Raw genomic sequence first — 24038 nt, forward strand, 5'->3', positions numbered from 1 at the left:
CGCGGCGCGCGGCGGCGGGGCGGGCCGCGCGCGCCCCGCGCCGGGCGCCCCCCCCCCGGGGCGCGGGCCCCCCCCCCCCCGCGCCCCGGGGGGGGGGGGCGCGGCGGCCGCCCCCGCCCCCCCCCCCCCCCCCCCCCCCCCCCCCCACGACGGCTGATCGGCCGTCAGTCGCATCCCGCGCAAGAGGGATGTACTGGGCAGGTGTCGTCGCGCGCGACGGGAGGGACGATCATGACTGTTTTCTCGATCTCGATTCTGCTCGGCTGCCTCTCGGTGATGGCGGTCCGGGGCCGCCGGGGGGACTGGCCGCCCGGCATGCCGGCGGCGCGGCCCCGGCTGGTGACCGCGGGCGGCACGTACGACGGCTCGCACGGCCACCCCTCCGACGCCTACGTCGTCCAGGAGCGGCTGATCGCGCTGGCCGACGGGCAGGGCGGCACGGAGGTCGCGCACACGGCGGCCGCGCTGGCCCTGGGCGCCGTGGTCGCCGCCCGCCCGCAGCACTCCGCCCGGCGCGAGGAGGACATGGACGAGTGCGCCCAGGCCGCCCACCGGGCCGTCCGGCGGGCCGCGTTGCGCACGCCGTCCAGGCCGGCGCTGGTCACGACGATGGACCTGCTGGTGCTCGTCCCCGGGGAGACGCCGTGCCTGCGCTTCGCCCACGTCGGCAACGGCGCGATCTGGCACTGCGCCAAGGGCGGCAAGCCGCGCCGGCTCACCACGTCGCACTCCTTCGACGACGGGCCGCTGCTGCGCGGGATCGGGCTGGCCTCCACGCTGAACCCCGAGGTCGGCACCGTGCCGCTGCGGCCGGGCGACCGCGTGGCGGTCGTCACCGACGGCGTGCTGAAGGCGCTGGGCGAGCACCGGCTGACCGAGCTGCTGGCCGTCGGCCCGTCCCCGGCCGCCTGCCTGGACCGGCTGTACGACGAGGTGGCCGCCGCGGCGCCCAAGGACGACGCCACGATGGTCGTCGCCGACTTCGTCACCGCCTGACCTCCGGCCGCCTGTGGAACGTGCCACCGACGCGAAGGCGGGGGCCGGGTGGCATGGGGGCGCGCCGGGGCGTCAGCCCAGACGCTGGAGGAGGCCGTACACGAACAGGGCACGGCGGGACGTGCCCTCGCAGGCGAAGTCGACCGCCCAGTGGTGCGGGGCCGCCCCCTCGCCCTGGAAGCGCACCGGGAAGCTCGCGGCGACGTCGGCCACGACGCACCCCCACGGGGTCAGGTCGGCGGCCGACAGCCGCCGGTCGCCGCCGGGCCGCACGAACCACAGGTTCCACACCTCGCCGCCGGGGCCGGTCAGCGCCTCGAACTCCAACTCCGGCCAGGACGGCAGCCGCCAGCGGGCCACGTCGCAGGTCAGGCTGCCGAACGGGGCCTCGCCGGCGTACGCGGGCGGGCCGAGCGCCATCCGCAGCGCGGCCCGTCCCTTGGGCGCCCGAGGGGCGTGGGCCAGCCGGGTCCAGTGGGCGTGGGCGGCGCGCAGCTCGGCGCGGGAGGCGTCCAGGTCGGCCAGCGCCTGCTCCACGCGTCGCGGGTTGAGGTCGCGCATGCGGTGCATCAGGGCCAGCTCGAACTGGCGTACGCCGAATCGCATGGCCCCCAGCCTGCCAGGCGTCGTGACCTGCGTATGCTCCCCGTCATGAACAAACGGGGGCAGATCACCCTCCGCGAGCTGCTCGCCTTCGACGAGGGCGGCGTCCTGCGGCTGCTGCTCGCGCCGTCGGGCCAGGACGTGCACGTGTCCGGGATGATCATCGGCGACGAGGGGCCCGCCCGCTCGTACGCGGGCCGCATCGTGCTCGCGGCCGGGCTGTTCCACTCCACCGGCGCGGCCACCGCCTCCATCCGCGAGGCGGCGCGGCGCGGCGCCGCGGCGGTGGTCGTGCGGGCGGGCGAGGACCTGGCCGACGACGCGCTCGACGCGGCCGAGCAGGTCGGCATCGCCCTGCTGGCGCGCGCCGAGTGGGCCGACTGGGACGACGTGGCGACCCTGCTGCGCTCGGCCGCCGCCTACGGCGAGGCGGGACGCGGCGACCGGATGGCCGAGGCCACGGCGGGCGGCGGGCTGGCCGCGCTGGCGTCGGTGGTCGCCGAGTTCACCGGCGGCTCGATCACCATCGAGGACACCCAGTTCCGCGTGCTGGCGCACTCGGCCACCGGGCCGGAGGCCGACGAGCTGCGCCGCTCCACCATCCTGGGCGGCCGGGTGCCCGACTGGCGGGTGGACGAACTGCGCCGCAGCGGCCTGCTGCGCACCCTGTGGTCCTCCGGCGAGGTGATCCACCGGCCCGCCGACGGCGACACCCCCGAGCGGCTGATCATCGCCATCCGGAGCGGGCGGGAGATGCTGGGCTCGATCTGGGCCGCCGCCGACGGCCGCAGCCTGTCGCCCAACGCGGCCAGCGCGCTGAGCCGGGCCGCGGAGGTGGCGGTGCCGTACCTGGTGCAGCACCGGTTGCGGGAGAGCGGCGCGCGGCTGCGCGAGGAGCACGCGCTGCGCGGGCTGCTGGGCGGCGAGGGCGACATGAGCACCCACGCCTGGACGCTGGGCCTGCCGCCCGACCTGCGCTGCGCCGTCGTGATCGCCGAGACCGGCCCCGACGCGGCGGGCGAGGGCGCGGCGGCCCGGGGCCCGGCCGGTGAGCGGGTGCTGGAGGTGCTCGCGCTGCACGCCGCCTCCTACCGGACGGGCGTGCGGGTGCTGCGGGAGACCGGCCGGGTGCTGGCCCTGGTGCCGGTGCGCGGCGGCGACGAGCGGGACGTGCTCGGGCTGGCCCGGGAGCTGGACGGGCTGGCCGCCTCGACGCCGGGCGCCGCCGCGGTGCTGGTGGGGGCGGGGTCGGTGGCCGCCTCGCCGCTGGTCGCGGCGGGCTCGCGGGAGGAGGCCGACCTGGTCGTACGGGTCCTGCGCGCCCGCGACGCCGGCCCCCGCCACGCCCTGGCGGCCGACCTCGGCCCCGCCCTGGACGTGCTGCGCGTCCTGGACGCCGTCCGCCCGGTGTGGGAACGCGGCAGCGGCCCGGTGTACGACCTGGTCCACGCCGACCTGGCGGCGGGCGGCGAGCTGGTCCGCTCGATCGCCGCCTACCTCGACGCCGCCGGGGACGTCGGCCGCGCCGCACGCCGGCTGGTCCTGCACCCGAACACCCTGCGCTACCGGCTGCGCCGCGTCCGCGAGCGCTTCGGCGTCGATCTCGACGACCCCGACACCCGGCTGCTGCTCACCCTCGCCGTCCGCCTGGCCGCCTGACCTGGGGCTCCGGATTTTCCTTGGCCGGGTGGACAAAGCCGTATGCGGGCTTTGTCCGCCCGGCTGAAGACTTGGCCTGCGGTCATGGCCGAATCTCGTCTGGCCCCCCTCCGAAACTCCCTCTTTCCCGATGCATCCAGGAGCCTTGGACGTGATCCAGAGCAGTGCCACGCTCGCGCCCGCCCCGGCCCGCGGCACCACCGCCGAACGCGCCGCCCACGTGCTGCGCCATGCCGTACGCGCCGGCGCGCTCGGCCCGGGCGAGCCGGTCGCCGGCTTCGTCGACACCGCCGGCGTGCGGGACTCGGTCAGGGCGTTGCACGAGGCGTTCGGCGAGGTCCCGGACGTGCTGCACACCTTCGCCGCCAAGGCCGCGTCGCTGATCCCCGTCCTGCGGCTGCTGGCCGCCTCGGGCATGGGGTGTGAGGTGGCCAGCCCCGGCGAGCTGCGGATCGCGCTGGACGCCGGGTTCGCGCCGGGCACGATCGTCTTCGACTCCCCCGCCAAGACCCGCGAGGAGCTGCGCCAGGCCCTGTCCCTGGGCGTCGCGGTCAACGCCGACAGCCTGGCCGAGCTGCGCCGCATCGACGAGCTGCGCGCGCCGGACTCCTCCTCGGTGCTGGGGCTGCGGGTGAACCCGCAGGTCGGCACCGGCACGATCGGCGCGATGAGCACCGCGACCGCCACCTCCAAGTTCGGCGTCGCGCTGCGCGACCCGGGGGCCCGCGAGGCCGTCGTCCGCGCCTTCGCCGAACGGCCGTGGCTGACCCGCCTGCACGCGCACGTCGGCTCCCAGGGCTGCCCGCTGGAGCTGATCGCGGCGGGCATCGCCGAGACCTACCGGCTGGCCGAGGAGATCAACGCGACGCTCGGGGTCCGGCAGATCACCAGCATCGACATCGGCGGCGGCCTGCCGGTGAACTTCGACGGCGACGAGGTGGCCCCCACCTACGCCGACTACGTCGCCACGCTGCGCGCGGCCGTCCCCGGGCTGTTCGACGGCCGGTACGCGCTGGTCACCGAGTTCGGCCGGTCGCTGCTGGCCAAGAACGGCTTCGTCGCGGCCCTGGTGGAGTACACCAAGGACGCGGGCGGGCGTCGGGTGGCGATCACCCACGCGGGCGCGCAGGTCGCCACCCGCACGGTGCTCATGCCGGACGCCTGGCCGCTGCGGGTCGGCGCGTACGGCCCGGCGGGCGACCCCAAGGACGGCCCCCTGCTCGCCCAGGACGTCGCGGGCCCGTGCTGCTTCGCCGGTGACGTGGTCGCGCACGCCAGGGAGCTGCCGGAGCTGGCCGAGGGCGACATCGTCGTGCTGCACGACACCGGCGCCTACTACTTCTCCACCCCGTGGGCCTACAACAGCCTGCCCTATCCGGCGGTGCACGGCTTCACCGTCACGGCGGACGGCGACGTCCGGCTGAGCGAGGTGCGCCCGGCGCAGACCCTGGACGAGATCGCCGCGGCCAGCGGGCTGGCCCAGGCCGACGCGCTGACCGGCCTCCTGGCGGCCATCGCCTGAACGCCTGCCGTCCCAACTATGGCGGTATGTCCTGGTTTGTGGGGATTGTTTTCGCGCGTGAGGGTAGGTCTACCAGCGAGTATGGAGTTCTCGCTCCATTTCGGGGGAACCTTCCGGGCCGTCGCCCGGAAGGCGCGACAGGCGGCTCTCCGCCTTGAGGGCCGCCGGATCCGGGGGAACCCACATGCGCAAGACGCTCACCGGCCTGGGGATGGCATTCTGCTTGGCGCTGGCCCCGGCCGCCACCGCTGTGGCGGACACGCCCGTCGTCCAGAGCCAGGCGACGCCGAGCCCGCAACCGACCGAGAACAGATACGACGAGGGCGGCGGCAACGGCGGTCTGTGGGGCCTGCTGGGGCTGCTCGGACTGCTGGGGCTGGCGGGCCTGCGCAAGGGCCGCAACCCGGTGGGGACGGCTGAGCACATGACCACCCGCCCGACAGGAACCACAGGTACCACCGGGACCACGGGTACCACCGGGACCACGACGGGGACCACCGCCAACCCCACCCGCCCGCAGCGTCCGTAAGGAGGACGCGGGCGGTGCCCGGCACGCTCCGGCGCGCCGGGCACCGCGCTGCCCGCCCCCGGAGCCCCCGACCCCTGCAGCGCCGCCGCGGCCCGATCCGCCGTAGTCCGGTTCGCGCGGGTACGGGCCTCAGGCGGGCGTTGTCCGGTTCGCGTGGGTACGGGCCTCAGGCGGGGCGGGTGGCGATGACGGCGGTGGCGTCCAGTTCCTCCGAGACCGTGGCCCGCGCCGGGAGCCCCGCGGCCACGGCGGCCCGGACGGTGGCCGCGGCCTGCCGTTCGCTGGTCTCCACCAGCAGGTGCCCGCCCGGCGCGAGCCAGCCGGACGCGCCCGCGATCACCCGCCGCACCACGTCGAGCCCGTCGCCGCCGCCGTCGAGCGCCATCAGCGGCTCGTGCAGGCGCGCCTCGGGCGGCAGCAGGCCGACCGACTCGGTCGGCACGTAGGGCGGGCTGGCGATCAGGATGCCGACGCGGCCGCGCAGCGAGCCGGGCAGGGCGTCGTACAGGTCGCCCTGGTGGACGTGGCCGCCGGGCAGGTTGAGCCGGGCGCAGCGCACGGCGGCGGGGTCGAGGTCGGCCGCGTGCACCTCGGCCCCCTCCCCCAGCGCCGCCGCGACCGCGGCGCCCATCGCGCCCGTGCCGCAGCACAGGTCGAGCACGACGGGCGGGCGGCCGGCCCGGCGGGCCAGCGCGACGGCCTGACGGATGAGGAACTCGGTGCGCGGCCGCGGCACGAACACGCCGGGCTCGACGGCGACGCGCAGGCCGCAGAACCGCGCCCAGCCCAGGACGTGCTCAAGCGGCAGCCCGCCGGCCCGGCGCTCGACCATCCCGGCCAGCTCGGCGGGGGTACGGGCGGTGGAGACCAGCAGCTCGGCCTCGTCCTCGGCGAAGACGCAGCCGGCGGCGCGCAGCCGGGCGACGACGGCGGACACGGGGATCGGGGAGGGGGACATGGGGAGCCTTTCGGGATGCCGATGGGCGCTCCCCGCGGTCACCTGGCCCAGGCGGGCCGGACGTGTGCCGGAAGGGAGCCCCAGCCTGACGAAGCGGTAATGGGTCTCACCTCCTACGGACGTTCTCGGCCAGAGACCGTCACAGTACCAGAGCCGATCCGGCCCGACGCGGGCGGCCGCCGGGGATCTCCCCCGGTCACGCGCACGCCGCCACGCGGATGATCACGTAGTAAAATGTCCGGGAGCTCGGCCGCGGAGATCGTCCCGGCGAGCAGGAGGCGGCCGCGGGAGCCGCGCGAGAAGTCCCGCCGATCACCTGACACGAACGAAGCGCACACCACTACGGTGTGCGCTTTTTGTCGTGCCCGACAACCGGACCACCGTGAGAGGAACCAGGCACATATGCCGCACCACGACGACGACACCAAGATCAGCCTGCCCCGGCAGTTCGCCCGCACCCGGCGGTTCACCCTGGGCGCCCCCTCGGCCTTCACCGTCTCGGCGGACGGCTCCGTCGTGCTGTTCCTGCGCAGCCGCGCCGGCGACGACCCGGTCACCTGCCTCTGGGCCCTGGACGCCGGCTCCGGCGAGGAGCGGCTGCTCGCCGACCCCGCCGCGCTGACCGGCGGCGGCGCTCAGGGGATCGGCTCCTACGCCACGGACGACGCGGCCGGCCTGGCGGTGTTCGCCCTGGCGGGCGCGCTGTGGGCGGTGGACGTCCCCACCGGCGCGGCCCGTACGCTGCCGGCGCTCGGCACGGCCCGTGACCCGCGGCCCGACCCGGCCGGGCGGCTGGTCGCTTACCTCTCCGGCGGCGCGCTGCGGGTGATCGGCGCGGACGGCGCCGGCGACCACGTCGTGGCCGAGCCCGACGGGCCGGACGTGCGGTTCGGCGTGGCCGAGTACGCCGCGTCCGCCTCGATGGGCCGATCCCGCGGCTACTGGTGGTCCCCCGACGGCGGCCGCCTGCTGACGGCCCGGGTGGACGAGGCCGGCGTCACGCTCTGGCACGTCGGCGACCCCGCCGAGCCCGCGCGCCCGCCCCGGGCCGTGCGGTACCCGGCGGCCGGCACCGCCAACGCCGACGTCACCCTCTGGATCGCCGGGGTGGACGGCGCGATGGACGGCGGGCGCGTCGAGGTCGCCTGGGACCGGACCGCCTTCGAGTACGTGACGGCCGCCGGCTGGGACGCCCACGGCCCGTACCTGTCGGTGCAGAGCAGGGACCAGCGGACGGTCCGCGTGCTGGCCGCCGACCCGGACTCCGGCCGGACGCGGCTGCTGGCCGAGCAGCACGATCCGTACTGGGTGCAGCTCGTCCCGGGCACGCCCGCCCGTACCGGCTCCGGCCGGCTGGTCGCCCACGCCGACCTGGACGGCACGCGGCGGCTCACCGTCGGCGGCGTCCCGGTCACGCCGCCCGGCCTGCACCTGGAGGCGGTGCTCGGCGTGGACGGCGAGGACGTGCTCTTCACCGCCTCCGACGACCCCGCGCAGACCCACCTGTGGCTGCACACCCCGGCGGCGGGCGCCCACCGGCTCAGCGTCGCGCCCGGGGTGCACGGCGGGACCCGGCGCGGGGGCACCCTCGTCCACGTCATCCGCACCGCCGAGCACCCGGGCGAGCGCGTCCGCGTGGAAGGCCCTGGGACGGCGTCCCCGACGGGGAGCGGGGTCGAGGTGGCGTCGGCGGCGCAGCGGCCGGTGCTGGCGCTGCGCCGGCTGTCGCTCGTCACCACCGCGCGCGAGCTGCGCAGCCACCTGCACCTCCCCTCCTGGCACCGCCCCGGCGACCCGGCGCTGCCCGTCCTGCTGGACCCGTACGCGGGGCCGGCCGGGCGCCGGGTCACCGACGAGCAGGCGCCCATGATGTTCGTCTCGCAGTGGTTCGCCGAGCAGGGGTTCGCCGTCCTGGTCACCGACGGGGCCGGCACGCCGGGCCGCGGCCCCGCCTGGGAGCGCGAGGTGCACGGCGACATGTTCGGCCCCGTGCTGGCGGACCAGGTGGCCGCCCTGCACGCGGTCGCCGCCCGCCACCCGGAGCTGGACCTGCGCCGGGTCGCGATGCGCGGCTGGTCGTTCGCGGGCACGCTGGCCGTCCTGGCGGTGCTGCGGCGTCCGGACGTCTTCCACGCCGCCGTCGCCGGCGCCGGCACCAGCGAGCAGCGTCTGTACGACACCCACTGGCGGGAACGTTTCCTCGGCCACCCGGACCGCCACCCCGACCGCTACGAAGCCTGCTCCACCCTGGTCGAGGCGCACACCCTGGCCCGCCCCCTGCAGCTCGTCCACGGCCTGTCCGACGACAACGTGTTCCCGGCGGGCACGCTGCGCCTGTCGTCCGCCCTGCTGGCCGCGGGACGCCCGCACGAGGTGCTGCCGCTGTCCGGCGCCTCCCACGCCCCCACCTCGGACGAGGACGTCTTCGAGGGCCTGCTCCTCCTCCAGCTCGACTTCCTCCGCCGCCACCTGAACGGGTAGCCGCCGGGGGCCGGGTCAGCAGCGGGCCGGGCGGATGAGCAGGCGGCCGTAGGGGAGGTCGCCGGTCACCTGGACGTGCGGGTGGCCGGGGCGGGGCCGGCCGGGGACCTTGCAGGTCACCCGCCCCCACTCGGACCGCACCCCGTCGGCGTTCGCGGTGGCGCCCGCGGGCAGGACGATCGTGGCGCTGCCGTACGCCAGCAGCAGCTCGATGTCGATGCGCGCGTACGGCACGTGGGCCCGCGACAGGTCGAGCCGCACCCGGCCGTACCTGGAGTCGACGCACAGGCGGCGCGGGACCTCCCAGTCGCCGGTCCGGGTGACGGCGCCGCCGGTGGAGCCCAGCCGGACCACCTCGTCCGGCAGGTCGGCGACGATCGGCGCCAGCTCGCGGGCGGAGGTGGCGGTGAGCGCCAGTTCGAGCCGCCGCTCCAGCTCGCCGGGGTCGAGCCGGCCGTCCGCGTACGCCTGCTGGACCAGCTCGACCGCCCGCTCGCGGTCCGCGCCCGAGACGGTGTTCATCGGCTGACGGCCCTGTTGTACAGCCGCGTGGCCAGCGGCACGAACACGGCCAGGAGCAGCACGGACCACAGCAGCGACACCGGCACGGCGTGCCGCAGCGGCCAGGCGGCGGGCTGGGGCAGGGCGGCGCTGGTGTTGCCGAACAGCTCACGCGCGGCCTGGACGAGCGTCGAGACCGGGTTCCACTCGGCGATCGGCCGCAGCGGGCCGGGCAGGCGCGTGGAGTCGGCGAACGCGTTGGACAGGAACACCAGCGGCAACGAGGTGAGGGTGGCGAGGTTGTTGAACACCTCGGGCGTGCGCAGGGCCAGCGCGACGGTGGCCGTCACCCAGGAGAAGGCGTAGGCGAACAGCAGCAGCATCGCGAACCCGAGCACCGCCTCCGGCGGCGAGCTGTGGACGCGCCAGCCGACCAGCAGGCCGACGAGCGCCATGGTGGCGATGCTGGTGACGTTCATGATCACGTCGCTCACGGTCTGGCCGGTGAGCACCGCCGTCGGGGACATCGGCAGGGTGCGGAACCGGTCGAAGATGCCCTTCTGCAGGTCCTGGGTGAGCGTGTAGCCGGTGATCTGCGCGCTGGTGACGATCGTCATGACGAAGATCCCGGGCAGCAGGTACTCGCCGTAGGACATGCCGGGCAGCTCGATCATGCTGCCGAAGACGTAGGTGAACAGCACCACGAACACGATGGGCAGCATGATCACGCCGCCCAGCAGGTCGGGGGCTCTGCGGATCTTGAGCGCGTTGCGCCTGGCGATGGTCAGGCCGTCGGCGGCGGCCAGCTGGAAGGCGTTCATCGAACGGTCTCCTCGGTCTTGTCGACGGCCTGGCGTCCGGTGAGGGTGAGGAACACGTCGTCGAGGGTGGGCCGGCGCAGCCCGGCGTCGCGTACGGCGATCCGCTCGGCGGCCAGGTGGCCGAGCGCCCGGGTCAGCGCGGCCGCGCCGCCGGTCACCGGGATCGTCATGCGCAGGGCGGCGGCGTCGACCTGCATCTCGCCCAGGGCCAGCGGCGCCAGGGCGCGGGCGGCGTGGTCCAGGCTCGCCGCGCTGGTCACCGAGAGCTGGATGCGGTCGCCGCCGACCTGGTCCTTCAGCTCCTCGGCCGTGCCGCGGGCGATCACCCGCCCGTGGTCGACCACCACGATGCGGTCGGCGAGCCGGTCGGCCTCCTCCAGGTACTGGGTGGTGAGCAGGACGGTGGTGCCCTCCCGGACGAGCTCGGCGATGACGTCCCACAGGGCGATCCTGGCGCGGGGGTCGAGGCCGGTGGTGGGCTCGTCCAGGAACAGCACGGGCGGGTCGGCGACCAGCGCGCCGGCCAGGTCGAGGCGGCGGCGCATGCCGCCGGACCAGCCGCGCACCGGGCGGTCGGCGGCGTCGGCGAGGTCGAAGCGGTCCAGCAGCTCGCGGGCGCGCTCGCGGCTGCGCCGGGCGCCCAGGTGGTAGAGGCGGCCGACCATCTCCAGGTTCTCGGCGCCGGTGAGGTGGTCGTCCACGGCGGCGTACTGGCCGGACGCGCCGATGCGGGCGCGCAGCCGGCGGGCGTCGCGGACGACGTCGAACCCGGCCACCGTGGCGTGCCCGGCGTCCGGTCGCAGGAGCGTGGTGAGGATCCTCACCGTGGTGGTCTTGCCGGCGCCGTTGGGGCCCAGCAGTCCTAAGACGGTCCCCTCCGGGACGGTCAGGTCGACGCCGTCGAGGGCGGCCACGTCGCCGAACCTCTTGGTCAGCCCTTCGACCACGATCGCGTCTGGCATGTCGGTCTCCTCGGTCGTCAGGAACGGTGGATGTCGATGTCGCCGTGCGTGGTGTGGGCGTGGATCTCGACGGTCCGCGCCGCGTCGCCGGGGTTGTCGCCGGGGTCGAGGGCGACGTTCACGGTGCCGTACCGGGAGCTGACGTCGAGCCAGGCGGAGGTGCCCTCGGGGACGCCGACGTCCAGGCCGCCGCCGGTGGTCTCCATGACGACCGTGCCGGACGCCACCTCGCGGATCTCCACACCGGCGTAGGCGGTCTTGGCGACGACGCCGGCCAGCGGGCGCTCCACGGTGATGTCGCCGTGGGCGCTGTTGAGCCGCAGCTCGCCGGTGACCTCGCCGAGGCGCACGTCGCCGTGGGCGGTCTTGACCGCGGCGGTGCCGTCGATCTCGCCGACGCGGATGTCGCCGTGGTTCGTGGTGATCTCGGCGTGCCCGCGGGCGCGGGTGACGGAGACGGTGCCGTGGGTGCTCTTCAGGCGCAGCCGTCCGGCCTCCTCGACGCGGATGTCTCCGTACGTGGTGGTCGCCGTGACGTCGCCGAGCCGCCCGCGGCACGACAGGCCGCCGGACGTCCTGGCGTCGAGGCGGGAGCCGGCCGGCAGCTCGACCGTCACCTCCACCGAGCCCGTGCCGAGCAGCAGCGAACGCGCCCAGTCGGCGGGCGACTCGACGAGCTTGCCGAGCGAGAGCCCCCAGCCGAGCGCCGGCGCGCCCTGCTCCTTGTCGGCGGCCACCGTGAGCCTGCCGTCGGCGTAATGGACCTGGACGTGCCGGGCGGCCTGCACGTCGGCGTCGTTGTGCTCGTCGCTCGGGCGGACCTCGACCACGGTCTCGCCGCGGTCACCCGCGACGACGCGGACGGCGGCGGTCGCCAGGTCGAGGACGGCGACGATGGGGCGGGGCGTGTCGAAGGCCGGCATTCCGGTCTCCCTGTCATCGGTCGGCATGGTCATCAGCGCACCCAGCCGCTGTAGCGGTTGCCGGTCTGCGGGGCCGGGCGCCGGGTGGCGCGGCGAGTGGCGTCGCGGGTGGCGTCGGCGGGGTCGAGCGCCGCGGAGACGGCGCGGACCAGCCAGGCGTTGACGGACAGCCCGTCACGCGCGGCCGCCTCCTCGATGCGCGGCTTGAGCGCCTCGGGCACCCGGAGGGAGATCCGGGACGTGCCGCCCTCGTCCGCCTCGGGTGGCGGCGGCGGTGTGGGCGGCCGCTCGCCCGGCCCGGCGCTGACGGGCGGTTCGTCCTGGTCCGGGAACGGGTGGGCGGCGGGCGGTGACGTCACGACGAAGGCGGGGTCGCGGCCGCGCAGGCGCACCTCGACCGAGCCGGGCGCGAGGTCCTGGGTGATCTCGTCCGCGGCGGCCGACAGGGCCTCCAGCAGCGCGAGCCGGGCGGCCGACTCCAACGTGGCGGCGAAGCGTTCGGCCAGCGCACGGGCCTCCTCGCCGCCCGTCCCGGCGGCGAGCATGAGCTCGCGCCGGAGTTGATCGACATACGGGGCAAGGTCCATGACGCCATCATGACACGCGAAGTGACGCCATCGCAATGCGCTATGGCGTCATTATGGCGTCACATGGCGTCTCAGGCGGGCGGCGGCCCGGACAGCGCGGTGACGACGCGGTGGCGCAGCAGCTCGTACTGCTCGCGGCACCGGCGCGGCGCGTCCGGGGGACGGTGCTGGAGCTGGGGATTCACGATGACCTCACCCGGGTGGAACTGGTCTGAGGTGAAGTCGACCTCAGTGCCGCCGGGCAGCACGTTCCAGTAATGGTGGCCGACCTTGACGCCGTCGGCGTGCACCTCGGCCAGGATCAGGTCTCCGCCGAGCAGGTCCTGGACCACCAGCGCGGTGATCCCGCACTGCCCTCTGGCCGGGTTGTCGGCCCGCCACTCCTCCCGCGCGGCGGTGTCGCAGGTGTCGGGCCCCCAGGCGGCGCGCAACGTCGGCCGCAACAGTTCCAATATCAGCATCCGGGGAGTGTCGCAGGCAGCCCCGACAGTTCACCGGCCGCCACGTTCCCGAGGAAGGGAACCGGGCGGCGTCCTTCCCGCCCCGCGGCGCGAGCCGGACGCCGCCCCTCCACACCCGGATCACGCCAGGGTGTCGTGCAGGATCTTGTCGAGGAAGGCGTCCAGGTTGACCGTGGTCCTGGCGACGCGTTCGGCCACGCTCAGCGACTCGAACCGGACGCCCAGCTCGGTCTCCTTGCGTCCCCGGACGTACAGGGAGCAGGCCAGGTCGGCGCACATGTAGGCGCCCACCGTGTTGCCCTGCCGCCCCGCCGCGCCGACCCGGGCCGCGGTGAACAGCGCGACGCCGGTCCCGGCGTGCGGGGTCACGCAGACCGAGCAGAGCGTGCTCTTGGTGAAGCTCCTGCGCACCTCCTGGCCGAGCCGCAGCGCGACGCCGACCGGCGCGCCGCCGCGTTCGGCCACCAGGTACGCCCGCTCGGGCGCCCCCGGATCGCGCCAGCCCAGGAAGTCGAGGTCGGGCCAGGGCAGCTCGGGCAGCCCCCTAGGGACGGCGAGCCGGCGGGCCTCGCCCTTGGAGCAGTTGACGAAGGACGAGCGGATCTCGTTCTCGGTGACGGGGTTCATGACGTGCCTGCTTTCGAGGACGGGAGGAACATGGCGGGCAGGAGGCAGAGCGCGACGGCGGCCAGCGTGACCCAGAAGGCGGGCCGGTAGCCGCCGTGCTGGAGCAGCACGGCCACGCAGGCGGTGCCGGCCGCCGCGCCGACCTGCTGGCCGATGGCGTTGGCGGTGGTCGCGGCGGGCACCTTGGCCGGCGGCAGCGAGTGGTAGAGGGTGATCATGGTGGGTGCGACCGCGAGCGCGGCCCCCACCCCGCGGACGAACAGCGCCACCGGCAGCAGCGCCGTGCCCGCGCCGGGATCGGCCAGCGCGAACGGCAGCGTCCCGGCCGCCAGCAGGACCAGGCCCGTGACGACGATCCGGCGCGGGTTGCCGTTCAGGTCGATCAGCCGACCGGCCGCCAGCACCGCGACGAGCATGCCGAGCCCCTGCGGCGCGAGCACCAGCCCGGCGCCGAGCGCTCCGGCCCCCTCGGCCGTCTGGACGAACAGCGGCACCAGGAACACGGCGGCGAACAGGGAGAAGTTGGCCAGGAAGGCCAGCGCGGCGGAGGCGGCGAAGGCCCGGTCGCGGAACAGGCCGGGCTCGACGATCCGCGGCCCGGAGGTGCGGGCGGCCCGCCACAGGCAGGCGGCCAGCAGTAACGCGCCGGCGGCCGCGGTCAGCGCGGCCACGGGCTCACCGGCCCCGCTCAGGCCGTGCAGCAGCAGGGTCAGGCCGCCGCTCACGCCGAGCAGGCCGGCCACGTCGAGGCGTTCGGCCGGGCCTTCCGGCCGGGCGGTGCGCACGTACAGAGCCGACAGGACGACCCCGGCCGCCACGAACGGGACGTTGACCAGGAACACCCACCGCCACGACAGCGTCTCCAGCAGCACGCCGCCGACGACCGGCCCGAGGACGGGCGCGAACACGGCGGGCACGGCCATCAGCGCCATCATCCGGCCGAGCCGCTCGCGCCCGGCCACCTCGACGACGATGATCCGGCTGAGCGGGAAGAGCATGCCCGCCCCGGCCCCCTGCACGACGCGGAAGGCGATGAGGCTGCCGAGCGACCAGGCCGCCCCGCACAGGATCGAGCCGGCCAGGAACACGGCGAGCGAGGCGGTCCAGGCCGCCCCGGCGCCGAACCGCTGGGCCGCCCACCCGGTCGCCGGGATGACCGCGGCCAGGGCGAGCAGGTAGGCCGTCGTCACCCATTGGGTGGCCGCCAGGTCGGCGGAGAAGGCGCGGGCCAGGGTGTGCGTGGCGACGCCGACCACCGTGCCGTCGAGCAGGGCGGTGAAGGCGCCGAGGGTGAGCACCCCGGCGACCGTCAGCAGCCGCCGGTCGAGGCCGGGCCGGGCCGCGGTCGTTCCGGTCATGGGGAAACCTGCCAATGTCTCAGTGCGCTGTCGAGCGCGTCGATGATCGCGTCCCACGAGCTGCGGACGTCGCGGGACGCCTGGAAGCCGCCGCGGGCCTCCAGGTTGGTGAAGCCGTGGAAGGTGCTGCGCAGCAGCCGGATGGCGTCGGTGTGGGCCGGCTCGGGCAGCCCGTAGGCGGCCACGACCGCGTTGGTGGTGGTGAAGATGCGCTGGACGTCGGCGCACCCGGCGACGATCTCGGGGTCGAGCCGGAGCTGGGTGGCCTCGTACAGGCCAGGGTGGGCGAGCGCGAAGTCGCGGTAGGCGGCGGCGAAGGCGGCCAGCGCGTCCTTGCCCGCCTTGCCGGCCACCGCCGCGGTCAGCGCGTCGGCCTGGATGCGGGCGGCGCGCAGCGCCACCCGGACGCGCAGGTCCTGGAGGTTCCTGACGTGGGAGTAGAGGCTGGCGTCCGCGACGCCGAAGCGGCGCGCCAGGGCCGAGACCGTCAGGTTGTCGAACCCGGCCTCGTCGGCCAGCTCCCCGGCCGCCTCCGTCACGCGGTCCGCCGTCAGACCGGCCCGAGCCATCATGATCCACCTCCGCAGCAGGAAACCTAACGTTCCTAGGTTTTACCCTAGGAGTCCTAGGTTTCGCAAATCAGGAAAACTTGGGATCAGGTTGGAACGTGGCTGGAGCAGCCGTTCGTAACGTGGCGGACATGAGAGTGCTCGTCGATCTGAACCGCTGCCTGAGCTACGGCCAGTGTGTGTTCGCGGCGCCGGCGGTCTTCCGGTTCCACGGCGCCGAGTCCCTCGAGTACGACTACGCCCCGGCCGACGCGCTGCGCGAGCAGGTGCGCGAGGCCGCCGCGGCCTGCCCGGTGCAGGCGATCACCTGCTCGCCGGACGACCATGCGTAGCGCGGTGATCGTCGGCGCCTCGCTGGCCGGCCTGCGGGCCGCCGAGACGCTGCGCGCCGAGGGCTTCACCGGGGAGCTGACCCTGATCGGCGACGAGCCGTACGAGCCCTACGACCGGCCGCCGCTGTCCAAGCAGGTGCTGGCCGGACGCGCCTCGCCCGCGCACACCGCGCTCGTCGCGGCGCGGGACCTGCGGGCGCGCTGGCTGCTCGGCGAGCCCGCCACCGGCCTGGACCTGCGCACCCGGCAGGTACGCCTGGCCGGCGGGCGCGAGATCGGCTTCGACCGGGTGCTGATCGCCACCGGCACCCGGGCGCGCCCCTGGCCCGAGCCCGCCGAGGCGGCCCTGACCGGCGTGTTCACCCTGCGCGGACGCGACGACGCGGCGAGCCTGCGGGCCGCGCTCGCCGCCGGGCCGAGCCGGGTGCTGGTCATCGGCGGCGGGTTCACCGGCTCGGAGATCGCCTCCGTGTGCCGCGAGATGGGCCTGGCCGTGACGGTCGCCGAACGCGGCCCGGCCCCGCTGGCCGGCGCCCTGGGCGCGGCGGCCGGCAGCGTGGCCGCCCGGCTGCACCGCGAGCACGGCGTGGACCTGCGGGTGAACACCACGGTGATGGCGCTGGAGGGCGACGCGGAGGGCCGGTTGCGCGCGGCGCACCTGTCCGACGGCGACGTCCTGCCGGTCGAGGTCGCGGTGGTGGCGCTCGGGGCCGTCCGCAACACCGAATGGCTGGACGGGGCGGGCCTGGCCGCCGACGCGCGCGGGGTGGTGTGCGACGCCGCCTGCCGGGCCTTCGACGCCGACGCGATCGTCACCTCCGACGTGTTCGTGGCCGGCGACGTGGCGCGCTGGCCGCACCCGCACTACGACGGCCTGCTGCTGGCCGTGGAGCACTGGGACAACGCGGTGCGCCAGGCGGCCACCGCCGCGCACAACATGGTCGCCGACCGGCCGCGCCCGCACCGGGGGCTGCCGGCGTTCTGGTCCTACCAGTTCGGCGTCAGCATCAAGTCCGTCGGGCTGCCGACGATCGCCGACGAGGTGGTGGTCACGCAGGGCTCGGTGGCCGAGCGCCGCTTCGTGGCCTGTTTCGGCCGCCAGGGCCGGTGTGTGGCGGCGGTCGCGGTGGACGCCCCGCGCTCGCTGCCCGCCTACGCCGGCCTCATCGAGGCGGCCGCGCCCTTCCCGCCCGACCTGCGGGCCGCCGACGGGCCGCGCACGCTGCTCCCGGTGGCCGCCGGCCTGGCCGTGGACGGCCAGTCCACGCACAGCCCGACGGCCGCGGTGACCGGGCAGGGCCCGACCGCGCGCGAGGTGCCGCGCGAGCGCGACCCCCGCTCGCCGCTGACCGCGCCGCCGCTGGAATGAGAGCCGGAGGACGACCATGGCCCACCAGGTGACGCAGAGCCTGTTCGCGCAGGTCCTGGACGAGGCGAGCCGCCCGGACCCGTACCCGCTGTACGCCCGGCTGCGCGAGACGCCCGTCTCCCGCCAGGGGGACGACCTGTACGCGGTGAGCACGTACGCCGAGATCGTCTCGCTGCTGCACGACCCGCGGATCAGCTCCGACGAGCGCAAGAGCAGGAGCGGCTCCGGCTCGTTCGGCGCCTCCGGCAGGCTGATGGCCGGACAGGACGCCCAGGACGGCCAGGAGTCCCGCAAACCGGCGTTCATCTTCCTCGACCCGCCCGACCACGACCGGCTGCGGCGGATCGTCATGCGGCACTTCACCCCGCAGCGCGTCAACCGGCTCGGGGAGCACGTGGTGTCGCTGGTGGCCGAACTGCTCGACCGGCGCGCCGGCCACGACTCCATGGACGTGGTGGACGACCTGGCCTACCCGCTGCCGGTCACGGTGATCTGCGACCTGCTCGGCGTGCCCAAGGAGGACGAGCCGCGCTTCCACGGCTGGGCCTCGGCCCTGGCCCGCACGCTGGACCCGCCCGAGGGGCTGTCGGCCGAGGAGGTGCGGCAGGCCGAGACCGCCGCGCCGGAGCTGCGCGCGTACCTGGTGGAGCTGGCCGGCGAGCGGCACGCCCACCCGTCGGACGACCTGCTGTCGGCGCTGCTCACCGACGGCGAGGCCGAGCGCATGGACGCCCCGGAGATCATCGCGACGATGGCCCTGCTGCTCATCGCCGGCCACGAGACCACCGTCAACCTGATCGCCAACGGCATGCTGACGTTCCTGCGCAACCCGGAGGCGCTGGCGCGGCTGCGCGCCGACCCCGGGCTGATCGTGCCGGCCGTCGAGGAGGTGCTGCGCTACGACCCGCCGGTGCAGTTCCGCACCCGCACGACGCTGGCCGACATCGAGATCGCCGGGGTCACCGTCCCCCAGGGCGCGGACGTGGCGCTGCTGCTGGCCTCGGGCAGCCGGGATCCGGCCCGCTTCCCCGGCGCCGACCGCTTCGACCCGGCGCGGCGGGACAACCAGCATCTGGGGTTCGGCGGGGGCGTGCACTACTGCGTGGGGGCGCCGCTGGCCCGGATCGAGGCGCGGGTCGCGCTGGGCGCGCTGGTGAGCAGGCTGGTCGGGCCGGAGCTGGCCGCCGGCCCGCCGCCGTACCGGCACAGCGCGTCGCTGCGCGGGCCCGCGCACCTGCTGGTCGGCTTCGACCGCCTGCTCTGACGCCGCCCGCTCTGGCGCCCGCCCGCTCTAATGTCCGTCGAGGACGCGGGCCAGGGCGTCCAGGGTCTCCTGCCGGGTTCCGGGGGGCGGCGAGACGCGTAGCACCGGTTCCCGCAGGTCGAGCGGGGCGCGGGCGACCGGCGCGACGCCCACCAGCAGGCCCGCCGCGGCCGCCGCCGCGGCCGTCCTGGTGGGGTCCGCGCCGCCGGGCGGGCGCAGGGTGACGATGGCCGTCGGCTCGTCGTGCGGCTCCACCACCCGCCAGCCGCCCCTGCCGTCGAGCGTGCGCCGGGCCGCCGCGCCCAGCTCGGCGAGGTGGGCGCGGACCGCGTCCGGCCCCAGCGCGTGGTGCTCCAGGACGGCGACGCCGAGGCCGATCCGCGCCGCGACCGCCGACTCGGCGCTCTCGTAGCGCGCGGCGCCGGGCAGCGGCCCGCTGTGCGCCGGGTCCTCCAGCCAGACGTGGCCGCCGAGCGCGGGGGCCGCCGCGTCCATGTCCTCGGTGAGGCCGGGGACGATCAGGAAGCCGACGCCGCGCGGCCCGGCCAGCCACTTGCGGGAGGTGCCGACGTAGGCGGTGGCCCGCGCGCCGGTGACGTCCAGGTGGCCGAGGGACTGGCACACGTCCAGGACCAGGGGCACGCCGGCCTCCCGGCACAGGCGGCCGATCTCGCCGACCGGCTGCGCGGTGCCCCGGTGGGAGGGCAGGTGCGGCAGGGTGACCAGGTCCAGGCCGCGGCGCAGGGCGGCGGACAGGGCGTCGAGGTCGAGGCGGGCGTCGTCGTCGGCGGGCAGCTCGGCGAGGGTCCAGCCGCGCTCGGCGGCCAGGCGGCGCAGCAGCATGAGCGTGCTGCCGTACTCCGAGCGGGTGAAGCCGACCCGGGCGCCCGGCGGCAGCCGCCAGCCGCCGAGCAGCGCCGCCATCGCGGCCGTGCCGCTCTCCAGGAAGGCGACGTCGGCCGCGTCCGCGCCGGTCAGTGCGGCCAGCGCGGCCCTGGGCGCGGTCAGTCCCGGCACGGCGGCGTACCCGCCGAGATCGCGTTCGCGCCGCAGGTGCTCGACCGTCGCGGCCAGCGTCCGGTCGCTGGGCACGTTGCAGCCGGCCGCGTCCAGGTGTCCGGGCGGCGCGGCCGAGCGGGCGGCCCGCCAGCGTGCGGCGATCACGCCCCGGCCAGCAGCAGCCCGAAGTCGCCGGCGGGGTCGGTCCACGACCGCAGGACGGTGAACCCGGCCGCGGCCAGCTCCTCCCCCAGCGGCTCCAGCCGGAACTTGGCGCTGATCTCGGTCCGCATCTCCTCGCCCGCGGCGAAGTCCACGGTCAGGCCGAGTGCGCCGACCCGTACCCGCATGTCCCGGGTGGCCCGCAGCCGCATCTCGATCCAGTCGTTGCGCTGGTCGTACAGGGCGACGTGCTCGAACGCCGCCGGCTCGAACCCGGCCGCCAGCTCCCGGTTCACCACGCGCAGGACGTTCCGGTTGAACGCGGCCGTCACCCCGGCGGCGTCGTCGTAGGCCGCGACCAGCCGCCCGGTGTCCTTCACCAGGTCGGCGCCGAGCAGGAACGTGTCGCCGGGCCGCAGGGTGGCGCGCACCTCCTTCAGGAACACCTCGCGGGCGGCCGGTTCGAGATTGCCGATCGTGCCGCCGAGGAAGGCCACCATGCGCCTGCCCGAGCGCGGCAGCAGCCGCAGGTGCCGCTCGAAGTCGGCGCACACCGGCCGCACCTCCAGCCCGGGATGGCGGCCGCCCAGCCGGCGCGCGGCCGCCTCCAGGGTGACGGCGTCCACGTCCACCGGCGTGTAGGCGCGCAGCGTGCCCGCCGCAGTGAGCGCGTCCAGCAGGACCACGGTCTTCTCGCTCGTGCCCGACCCCAGCTCGACCAGCGTGTCGGCGCCGCTCGCGGCGGCGATCTCGGCCGCCCGCGCGCGCAGGATCGTCAGCTCGCGGCGGGTCGGGTAGTACTCGGGCAACCGGGTGATGCGCGAGAACAGGTCGCTGCCCGCCTCGTCGTAGAACCACTTGGGCGGCAGCCACTTGGGCGTGGCCGTCAGCCCGGTCCTGACGTCGTGTTCGAGCGCCTGGCGCAGGTAGCCGGGGTCAAGATGGTTGATCACATGGACGGTCGGCTGGGTGACGGGCACGAGATCCTCCTGAAAAGGTCACAACGGCTGGACGCGTACGTCGTCCGGCGTGGCGGTGAGCAGGCTGCGGTCGGGCGCCGCCTGCCAGCCCGGCCGGTCGTCGAGCGGCTCGCTGGCCACGTACACGCCGTCCCGGTCGGCGCGGAAGAAGAGGGTGTCGCCCCAGACGGTCGCGGCGAGCGCCGTGCCGTCGCAGGCGAGCAGGTTCAGGCGGGCGGCGGGGTCCTTCTCCCCCGCGCGCACGACGACGTCGGCCAGCGCCGCGGCCAGGCCGAGCCCGGCGCTGCCGCGGGCGAACACGGCGGCGGCCAGCCAGGCCGAGTCGCAGGGGCTCTCGGGCAGGTCGTCGGCCAGGTCCATGACCGCGTCGCGCTCGACCCGGCCGTTGTGGCTGAGCAGCCAGCCGCCCCCGGCGAACGGCGCGGTGGCGCTCTCCTCCACCGGCATCCCGGTCGTGGCGCACCGCACGGCCGCGATCAGGCAGCCGGAGCGGGCGATCTCGGCGAGCGCGGGCAGGTTGGCGTCGGCCCAGATGGGGATGGCGCGGCGGTAGCGCACCGGCTCCGGCCTGGCCGGGTCGTACCAGGCCATGCCGTAGCCGTCGGCGTTGACCGTGCCGTGGCGCTGCCGCCGGGGCGCGTACGACTGGGCGAGCAGGCCGTGCGGCGGCTCGTGGATCAGCGTGGTCAGCGGGCGCGGGGCGCCCAGCCAGGCGGCGTGCCGGCACATCTAGGCCCTCTCGGCGTCGCGGGCGCAGCGGAAGCCGGTGAAGATCTGCCGCCGGACCGGGTAGTCCCAGTTGCGGAACGTCGTCCGCACCGCCGCCGGGTCGGCCGCCCACGAGCCGCCGCGCAGCACCCGGTACTCCTGCCCGAAGAAGACCTCGCTGTACTCCTTGTACGGGAAGCTGCGGAACCCGGGGTAGGGCTGGAACCACGACCCGGTCCACTCCCACACGTCGCCGACCATCTGCTCGGCCCCGTACGCGCTCGCCCCGGCGGGGTAGGCCCCCAGCGGGGCCGGCCGGGCCGCCCGGTGACCGAGGTTGGCCAGGTCGGGACGGGGATCCTCGTCGCCCCACGGGTACTTGCGGGCCCGCCCGGCGTCCGGGTCCCAGCCGCACGCCTTCTCCCACTCGGCCTCGGTGGGCAGCCGGCGGCCCGCCCAGCGGGCGTAGGCGTCGGCCTCGTACCAGCTCACGTGCTGGACCGGCTCGTCCATCGGGACGGGCTCGGCGCGGCCGAAGCGGGTGCGCCACCAGGAGCCGCCCTCGCGGGTCCAGAACAGCGGCGCGGTGGCGCCGCTCTCCTGCCGCCAGCGCCAGCCGTCCGGGTGCCACCAGCGCGGGTCGTCGTAGCCGCCGGACTCGACGAACGCGGCGTAGGCGGCGTTGCCGACGGGCAGCCGGTCGATCCAGTAGGCGGGCAGGTCGACCCGGTGGGCGGGGCGCTCGTTGTCGTAGGCCCAGGGCAGGGTGCCGGTGCCCATCTGGAAGGGGCCGGCGGGGACGTACACCTCGGCGGGGCCGGTGGCGCGGCCCGGCGGCAGGTCGCCGTCGCGGACCAGGCCGGGCTGCCGGGACAGCTGCCAGGTGGCCAGCATCGTCTCGTCGTGCTGGTGCTCGTGCTGGATGACCAGGCCGAACACGAACCCGTCGCGGTGCAGCGGCGCGGCGGCCTCCAGGTCGATCGCGTCCAGCACGTCGAGCACCCGGCCGCGCACGCCGCCGATGTACCTCCTGGCCTCCTCGGGGCCGAGGATCGGCAGGGTGGGACGGTCCTTGCGGGGGTGCTTGAAGGCGTCGTAGATGTCGTCGATCTCGGGGCGCAGCGGCGTGATGCCGGCGGCCTCGCGCAGCACCCACAGCTCCTCGTAGTTGCCGACGTGCGCGAGGTCCCACACCAGCGGCGACATCAGCGGGGAGTGCTGGCGCAGCAGGAGGTCGTCCTCGGCCTCGGTGTAGGTCAGCGAACGGTCGCGCACCGCGGTCAGCTCGGCGGCGATGCGTTCCTTGATGTCGTTCATGCCCGTCCTTCTCCGCTCAGCCAGGCCGGCAGGCGCCGTACCGGGTCCGTCATCAGGTCCATCAGGTCGGCCGCCGGGGAGCGGCCCGCGCTCACGTACCGGGCGGCGAAGCCGGACACGCCGTCGACCAGGTCGGCGGGCGCGCCGAGCCGGGGCAGCGCCTCGACGGCGGCGCGGAAGGCCGCCTCGGCGGCGCGGGCGAGCCGCGGGTCGGTCAGGCCGCACCTGGCGGCCACCTCGGCCAGGCCCGCGACGGGCTCGGCGGCCGACAGGGCGGCGTCGGCGGCGCGGTCGTCGGTGATCAGCGCGTGGGTGACGGCGACGCACACCGGCCAGTCGTCCGGGTGCTGGGCGTCGAGGTAGCGGATCTCCAGCCAGCCGCGCGGCCGGACCGGCGGGAACAGCGTGGTGGCGTGGTAGGCCAGGTCGTCGGGGGTGGGCGGGCGCTCGCCCGCGCCGTCGAGCCAGTCGCGGAAGGTCGAGCCGTCGCCGACCGCGCGGTAGCGGCGCTCGTCCTCGCGGACGAGCATGAGCCGGGCGTCGAGCAGGTACGCCGCCCAGGCCGCCGCCGGGTCGCCGGAGCCGTCGACGGGGGCGGTGCGGGTCGGGTCGAGGTTCTCCCAGACGGCCTGACGGCCCGACATCCAGCCGCAGGGGCGTCCGCGGCTCAGCGGCGAGTTGCTGAAGGCCGCGGTCAGGACGGGCCCGAGCAGCCTGGCGCGCTCCCACCGGACCGCCGGCCGCTCCCCCAGGTCCACGTTGACCTGGACGGACGCGGTCGAGCACATCATCAGCGGCCCGTACGGGCGGCCCAGGAACTCGGCCATGGCGTCGTAGCGCGGCTGGCGGAGCTGCCGCCGGGCCGGGCGCAGCGGGTCGAGCCCCACGCCGCCCAGCACCAGCCCGGCCCGCCCGAGCGCCGCGCGGACGGCGGCCACGTCGGAGGCCAGCCGTCCGATGGCCTCGGCGGGCGGCCCGGCCGGGCCCGACAGCTCGATCTGGCCGCCCGGCTCGTACGTCACCCGGCTCCCGCCGGCCAGCGCCGGGACGACCCGCTTCACCCGGTCCATCGGCACCTGCCGCGCCGGATCCGCCCGGTCGAAGATCAGGAACTCCAGCTCGGCCCCCACCCGGTCACCCGGGGCGGGGGCGAAGCACCGGCGTGCGAACTCCTCCACCTCCGGCACGCCCCGGAGCGGCTCGCCGGCCGCTCCCGAGGCGCCGGACCCGCCGGCCGCCGGGCCGGTCATCGCGTGGCGCATGTGCTTACAGACCCGCGAGACCCGCCAGCGTTACACGGAAATCTGATGATCTGCTGAGATTTGCCCTTTTTGCGGCTCTTGGTGCGGC

The 24038-nt window shown here is 75.8% G+C and carries 24 protein-coding genes; 8 read left to right on the forward strand and 16 right to left on the reverse strand.

Annotated features, from left to right (window positions below):
• The first annotated feature begins 231 nt into the window (after positions 1-231).
• On the forward strand, positions 232-996 hold the full coding sequence (locus ACIBQ6_RS46535; protein WP_397219080.1) for a PP2C family protein-serine/threonine phosphatase: 765 nt from the start codon (positions 232-234) through the stop codon (positions 994-996).
• Between the two features lie 72 nt (positions 997-1068).
• On the opposite strand, the gene ACIBQ6_RS46540 is transcribed toward ACIBQ6_RS46535, so the two are convergent.
• Entirely contained in the window at positions 1069-1602 is a 534-nt protein-coding gene (locus ACIBQ6_RS46540; RefSeq protein ID WP_397219081.1) for a hypothetical protein, read from the reverse strand.
• Positions 1603-1647: 45 nt separating this feature from the next.
• Here ACIBQ6_RS46540 and ACIBQ6_RS46545 point away from each other — a divergent pair, with 45 nt between their 5' ends.
• The 3 genes from ACIBQ6_RS46545 to ACIBQ6_RS46555 all read left to right on the forward strand — a co-directional run bounded on the left by ACIBQ6_RS46545 (position 1648) and on the right by ACIBQ6_RS46555 (position 5309).
• Complete coding sequence (locus tag ACIBQ6_RS46545) at positions 1648-3258, forward strand: helix-turn-helix domain-containing protein (RefSeq protein WP_358299619.1); 1611 nt, start codon at positions 1648-1650, stop codon at positions 3256-3258.
• A 151-nt stretch (positions 3259-3409) separates the two neighbouring features.
• Complete coding sequence (locus ACIBQ6_RS46550) at positions 3410-4780, forward strand: diaminopimelate decarboxylase (RefSeq protein WP_397219082.1); 1371 nt, start codon at positions 3410-3412, stop codon at positions 4778-4780.
• 184 nt (positions 4781-4964) lie between these two features.
• Complete coding sequence (locus ACIBQ6_RS46555; protein WP_358299613.1) at positions 4965-5309, forward strand: WGxxGxxG family protein; 345 nt, start codon at positions 4965-4967, stop codon at positions 5307-5309.
• 166 nt (positions 5310-5475) lie between these two features.
• Here ACIBQ6_RS46555 and ACIBQ6_RS46560 read toward each other — a convergent pair whose 3' ends face one another.
• Positions 5476-6267, reverse strand: coding sequence for a putative protein N(5)-glutamine methyltransferase (locus tag ACIBQ6_RS46560; RefSeq protein WP_397219083.1), 792 nt, complete (start codon positions 6265-6267; stop codon positions 5476-5478).
• A gap of 402 nt (positions 6268-6669) precedes the next feature.
• Here ACIBQ6_RS46560 and ACIBQ6_RS46565 point away from each other — a divergent pair, with 402 nt between their 5' ends.
• The gene (locus ACIBQ6_RS46565; RefSeq protein ID WP_397219084.1) at positions 6670-8748 is read left to right on the forward strand and encodes a prolyl oligopeptidase family serine peptidase; all 2079 of its coding nucleotides are present in this window, start codon (positions 6670-6672) and stop codon (positions 8746-8748) included.
• Between the two features lie 15 nt (positions 8749-8763).
• Here the strand turns inward: ACIBQ6_RS46565 and ACIBQ6_RS46570 are convergent, their stop codons facing one another.
• The 9 genes from ACIBQ6_RS46570 to ACIBQ6_RS46610 form a co-directional block, all read right to left on the reverse strand.
• Complete coding sequence (locus ACIBQ6_RS46570; RefSeq protein WP_397219085.1) at positions 8764-9270, reverse strand: DUF1707 domain-containing protein; 507 nt, start codon at positions 9268-9270, stop codon at positions 8764-8766.
• Positions 9267-10070, reverse strand: a complete 804-nt coding sequence (locus ACIBQ6_RS46575) for an ABC transporter permease (protein ID WP_358299601.1) — start codon at positions 10068-10070, stop codon at positions 9267-9269. The genes ACIBQ6_RS46570 and ACIBQ6_RS46575 overlap by 4 nt, the downstream gene beginning before the upstream one ends.
• Positions 10067-11032, reverse strand: a complete 966-nt coding sequence (locus ACIBQ6_RS46580) for an ATP-binding cassette domain-containing protein (protein WP_397219086.1) — start codon at positions 11030-11032, stop codon at positions 10067-10069. Before ACIBQ6_RS46580 ends, ACIBQ6_RS46575 begins: the two co-directional genes overlap by 4 nt.
• A gap of 17 nt (positions 11033-11049) precedes the next feature.
• Positions 11050-11982: a DUF4097 family beta strand repeat-containing protein gene (locus ACIBQ6_RS46585; protein ID WP_397219087.1), complete on the reverse strand. Its 933-nt coding sequence runs from the start codon at positions 11980-11982 to the stop codon at positions 11050-11052.
• Between the two features lie 5 nt (positions 11983-11987).
• Positions 11988-12542: a toxin-antitoxin system HicB family antitoxin gene (locus ACIBQ6_RS46590; RefSeq protein ID WP_397219088.1), complete on the reverse strand. Its 555-nt coding sequence runs from the start codon at positions 12540-12542 to the stop codon at positions 11988-11990.
• Positions 12543-12613: 71 nt separating this feature from the next.
• Positions 12614-13003, reverse strand: a complete 390-nt coding sequence (locus tag ACIBQ6_RS46595; protein ID WP_387674007.1) for a hypothetical protein — start codon at positions 13001-13003, stop codon at positions 12614-12616.
• Between the two features lie 120 nt (positions 13004-13123).
• Positions 13124-13630, reverse strand: coding sequence for an FBP domain-containing protein (locus ACIBQ6_RS46600; RefSeq protein ID WP_352354999.1), 507 nt, complete (start codon positions 13628-13630; stop codon positions 13124-13126).
• Positions 13627-14988: a DHA2 family efflux MFS transporter permease subunit gene (locus tag ACIBQ6_RS46605; RefSeq protein WP_397219089.1), complete on the reverse strand. Its 1362-nt coding sequence runs from the start codon at positions 14986-14988 to the stop codon at positions 13627-13629. The genes ACIBQ6_RS46600 and ACIBQ6_RS46605 overlap by 4 nt, the downstream gene beginning before the upstream one ends.
• Positions 14985-15557 (reverse strand): TetR/AcrR family transcriptional regulator, encoded by a 573-nt coding sequence (locus ACIBQ6_RS46610; RefSeq protein ID WP_352327684.1) that lies wholly within the window; start codon positions 15555-15557, stop codon positions 14985-14987. The genes ACIBQ6_RS46605 and ACIBQ6_RS46610 overlap by 4 nt, the downstream gene beginning before the upstream one ends.
• Positions 15558-15688: 131 nt before the next feature.
• Between ACIBQ6_RS46610 and ACIBQ6_RS46615 the strand changes: the two genes are divergently transcribed.
• The 3 genes from ACIBQ6_RS46615 to ACIBQ6_RS46625 are packed head-to-tail and all read left to right on the forward strand — an operon-like array spanning position 15689 to position 18522.
• Entirely contained in the window at positions 15689-15889 is a 201-nt protein-coding gene (locus ACIBQ6_RS46615) for a ferredoxin (RefSeq protein WP_352355003.1), read from the forward strand.
• Positions 15882-17258 (forward strand): NAD(P)/FAD-dependent oxidoreductase, encoded by a 1377-nt coding sequence (locus ACIBQ6_RS46620; protein ID WP_397219090.1) that lies wholly within the window; start codon positions 15882-15884, stop codon positions 17256-17258. The genes ACIBQ6_RS46615 and ACIBQ6_RS46620 overlap by 8 nt, the downstream gene beginning before the upstream one ends.
• A gap of 16 nt (positions 17259-17274) precedes the next feature.
• Complete coding sequence (locus ACIBQ6_RS46625; RefSeq protein ID WP_397219091.1) at positions 17275-18522, forward strand: cytochrome P450; 1248 nt, start codon at positions 17275-17277, stop codon at positions 18520-18522.
• 27 nt (positions 18523-18549) lie between these two features.
• Here the strand turns inward: ACIBQ6_RS46625 and egtE are convergent, their stop codons facing one another.
• From egtE to egtA, 5 genes are read right to left on the reverse strand one after another with little or no spacing between them, the layout of a single operon-like run.
• The gene (gene egtE, locus ACIBQ6_RS46630) at positions 18550-19686 is read right to left on the reverse strand and encodes an ergothioneine biosynthesis PLP-dependent enzyme EgtE (protein WP_397219092.1); all 1137 of its coding nucleotides are present in this window, start codon (positions 19684-19686) and stop codon (positions 18550-18552) included.
• The gene (gene egtD / locus ACIBQ6_RS46635; RefSeq protein ID WP_397219093.1) at positions 19683-20663 is read right to left on the reverse strand and encodes an L-histidine N(alpha)-methyltransferase; all 981 of its coding nucleotides are present in this window, start codon (positions 20661-20663) and stop codon (positions 19683-19685) included. Before egtD ends, egtE begins: the two co-directional genes overlap by 4 nt.
• Positions 20664-20681: 18 nt before the next feature.
• The gene (egtC, locus tag ACIBQ6_RS46640; RefSeq protein ID WP_387674025.1) at positions 20682-21392 is read right to left on the reverse strand and encodes an ergothioneine biosynthesis protein EgtC; all 711 of its coding nucleotides are present in this window, start codon (positions 21390-21392) and stop codon (positions 20682-20684) included.
• Entirely contained in the window at positions 21393-22688 is a 1296-nt protein-coding gene (gene egtB, locus ACIBQ6_RS46645; RefSeq protein ID WP_397219094.1) for an ergothioneine biosynthesis protein EgtB, read from the reverse strand. It abuts the gene before it with no gap.
• Positions 22685-23950 carry an ergothioneine biosynthesis glutamate--cysteine ligase EgtA gene (egtA, locus tag ACIBQ6_RS46650; RefSeq protein ID WP_397219095.1) on the reverse strand — a complete coding sequence of 422 codons (1266 nt, stop codon included), beginning with the start codon at positions 23948-23950 and terminating at the stop codon, positions 22685-22687. Before egtA ends, egtB begins: the two co-directional genes overlap by 4 nt.
• Between the last annotated feature and the right edge of the window lie 88 nt (positions 23951-24038).

Origin of the sequence: Nonomuraea sp. NPDC049655 (assembly GCF_044465465.1) — a bacterium.
Classification (GTDB): domain Bacteria; phylum Actinomycetota; class Actinomycetes; order Streptosporangiales; family Streptosporangiaceae; genus Nonomuraea.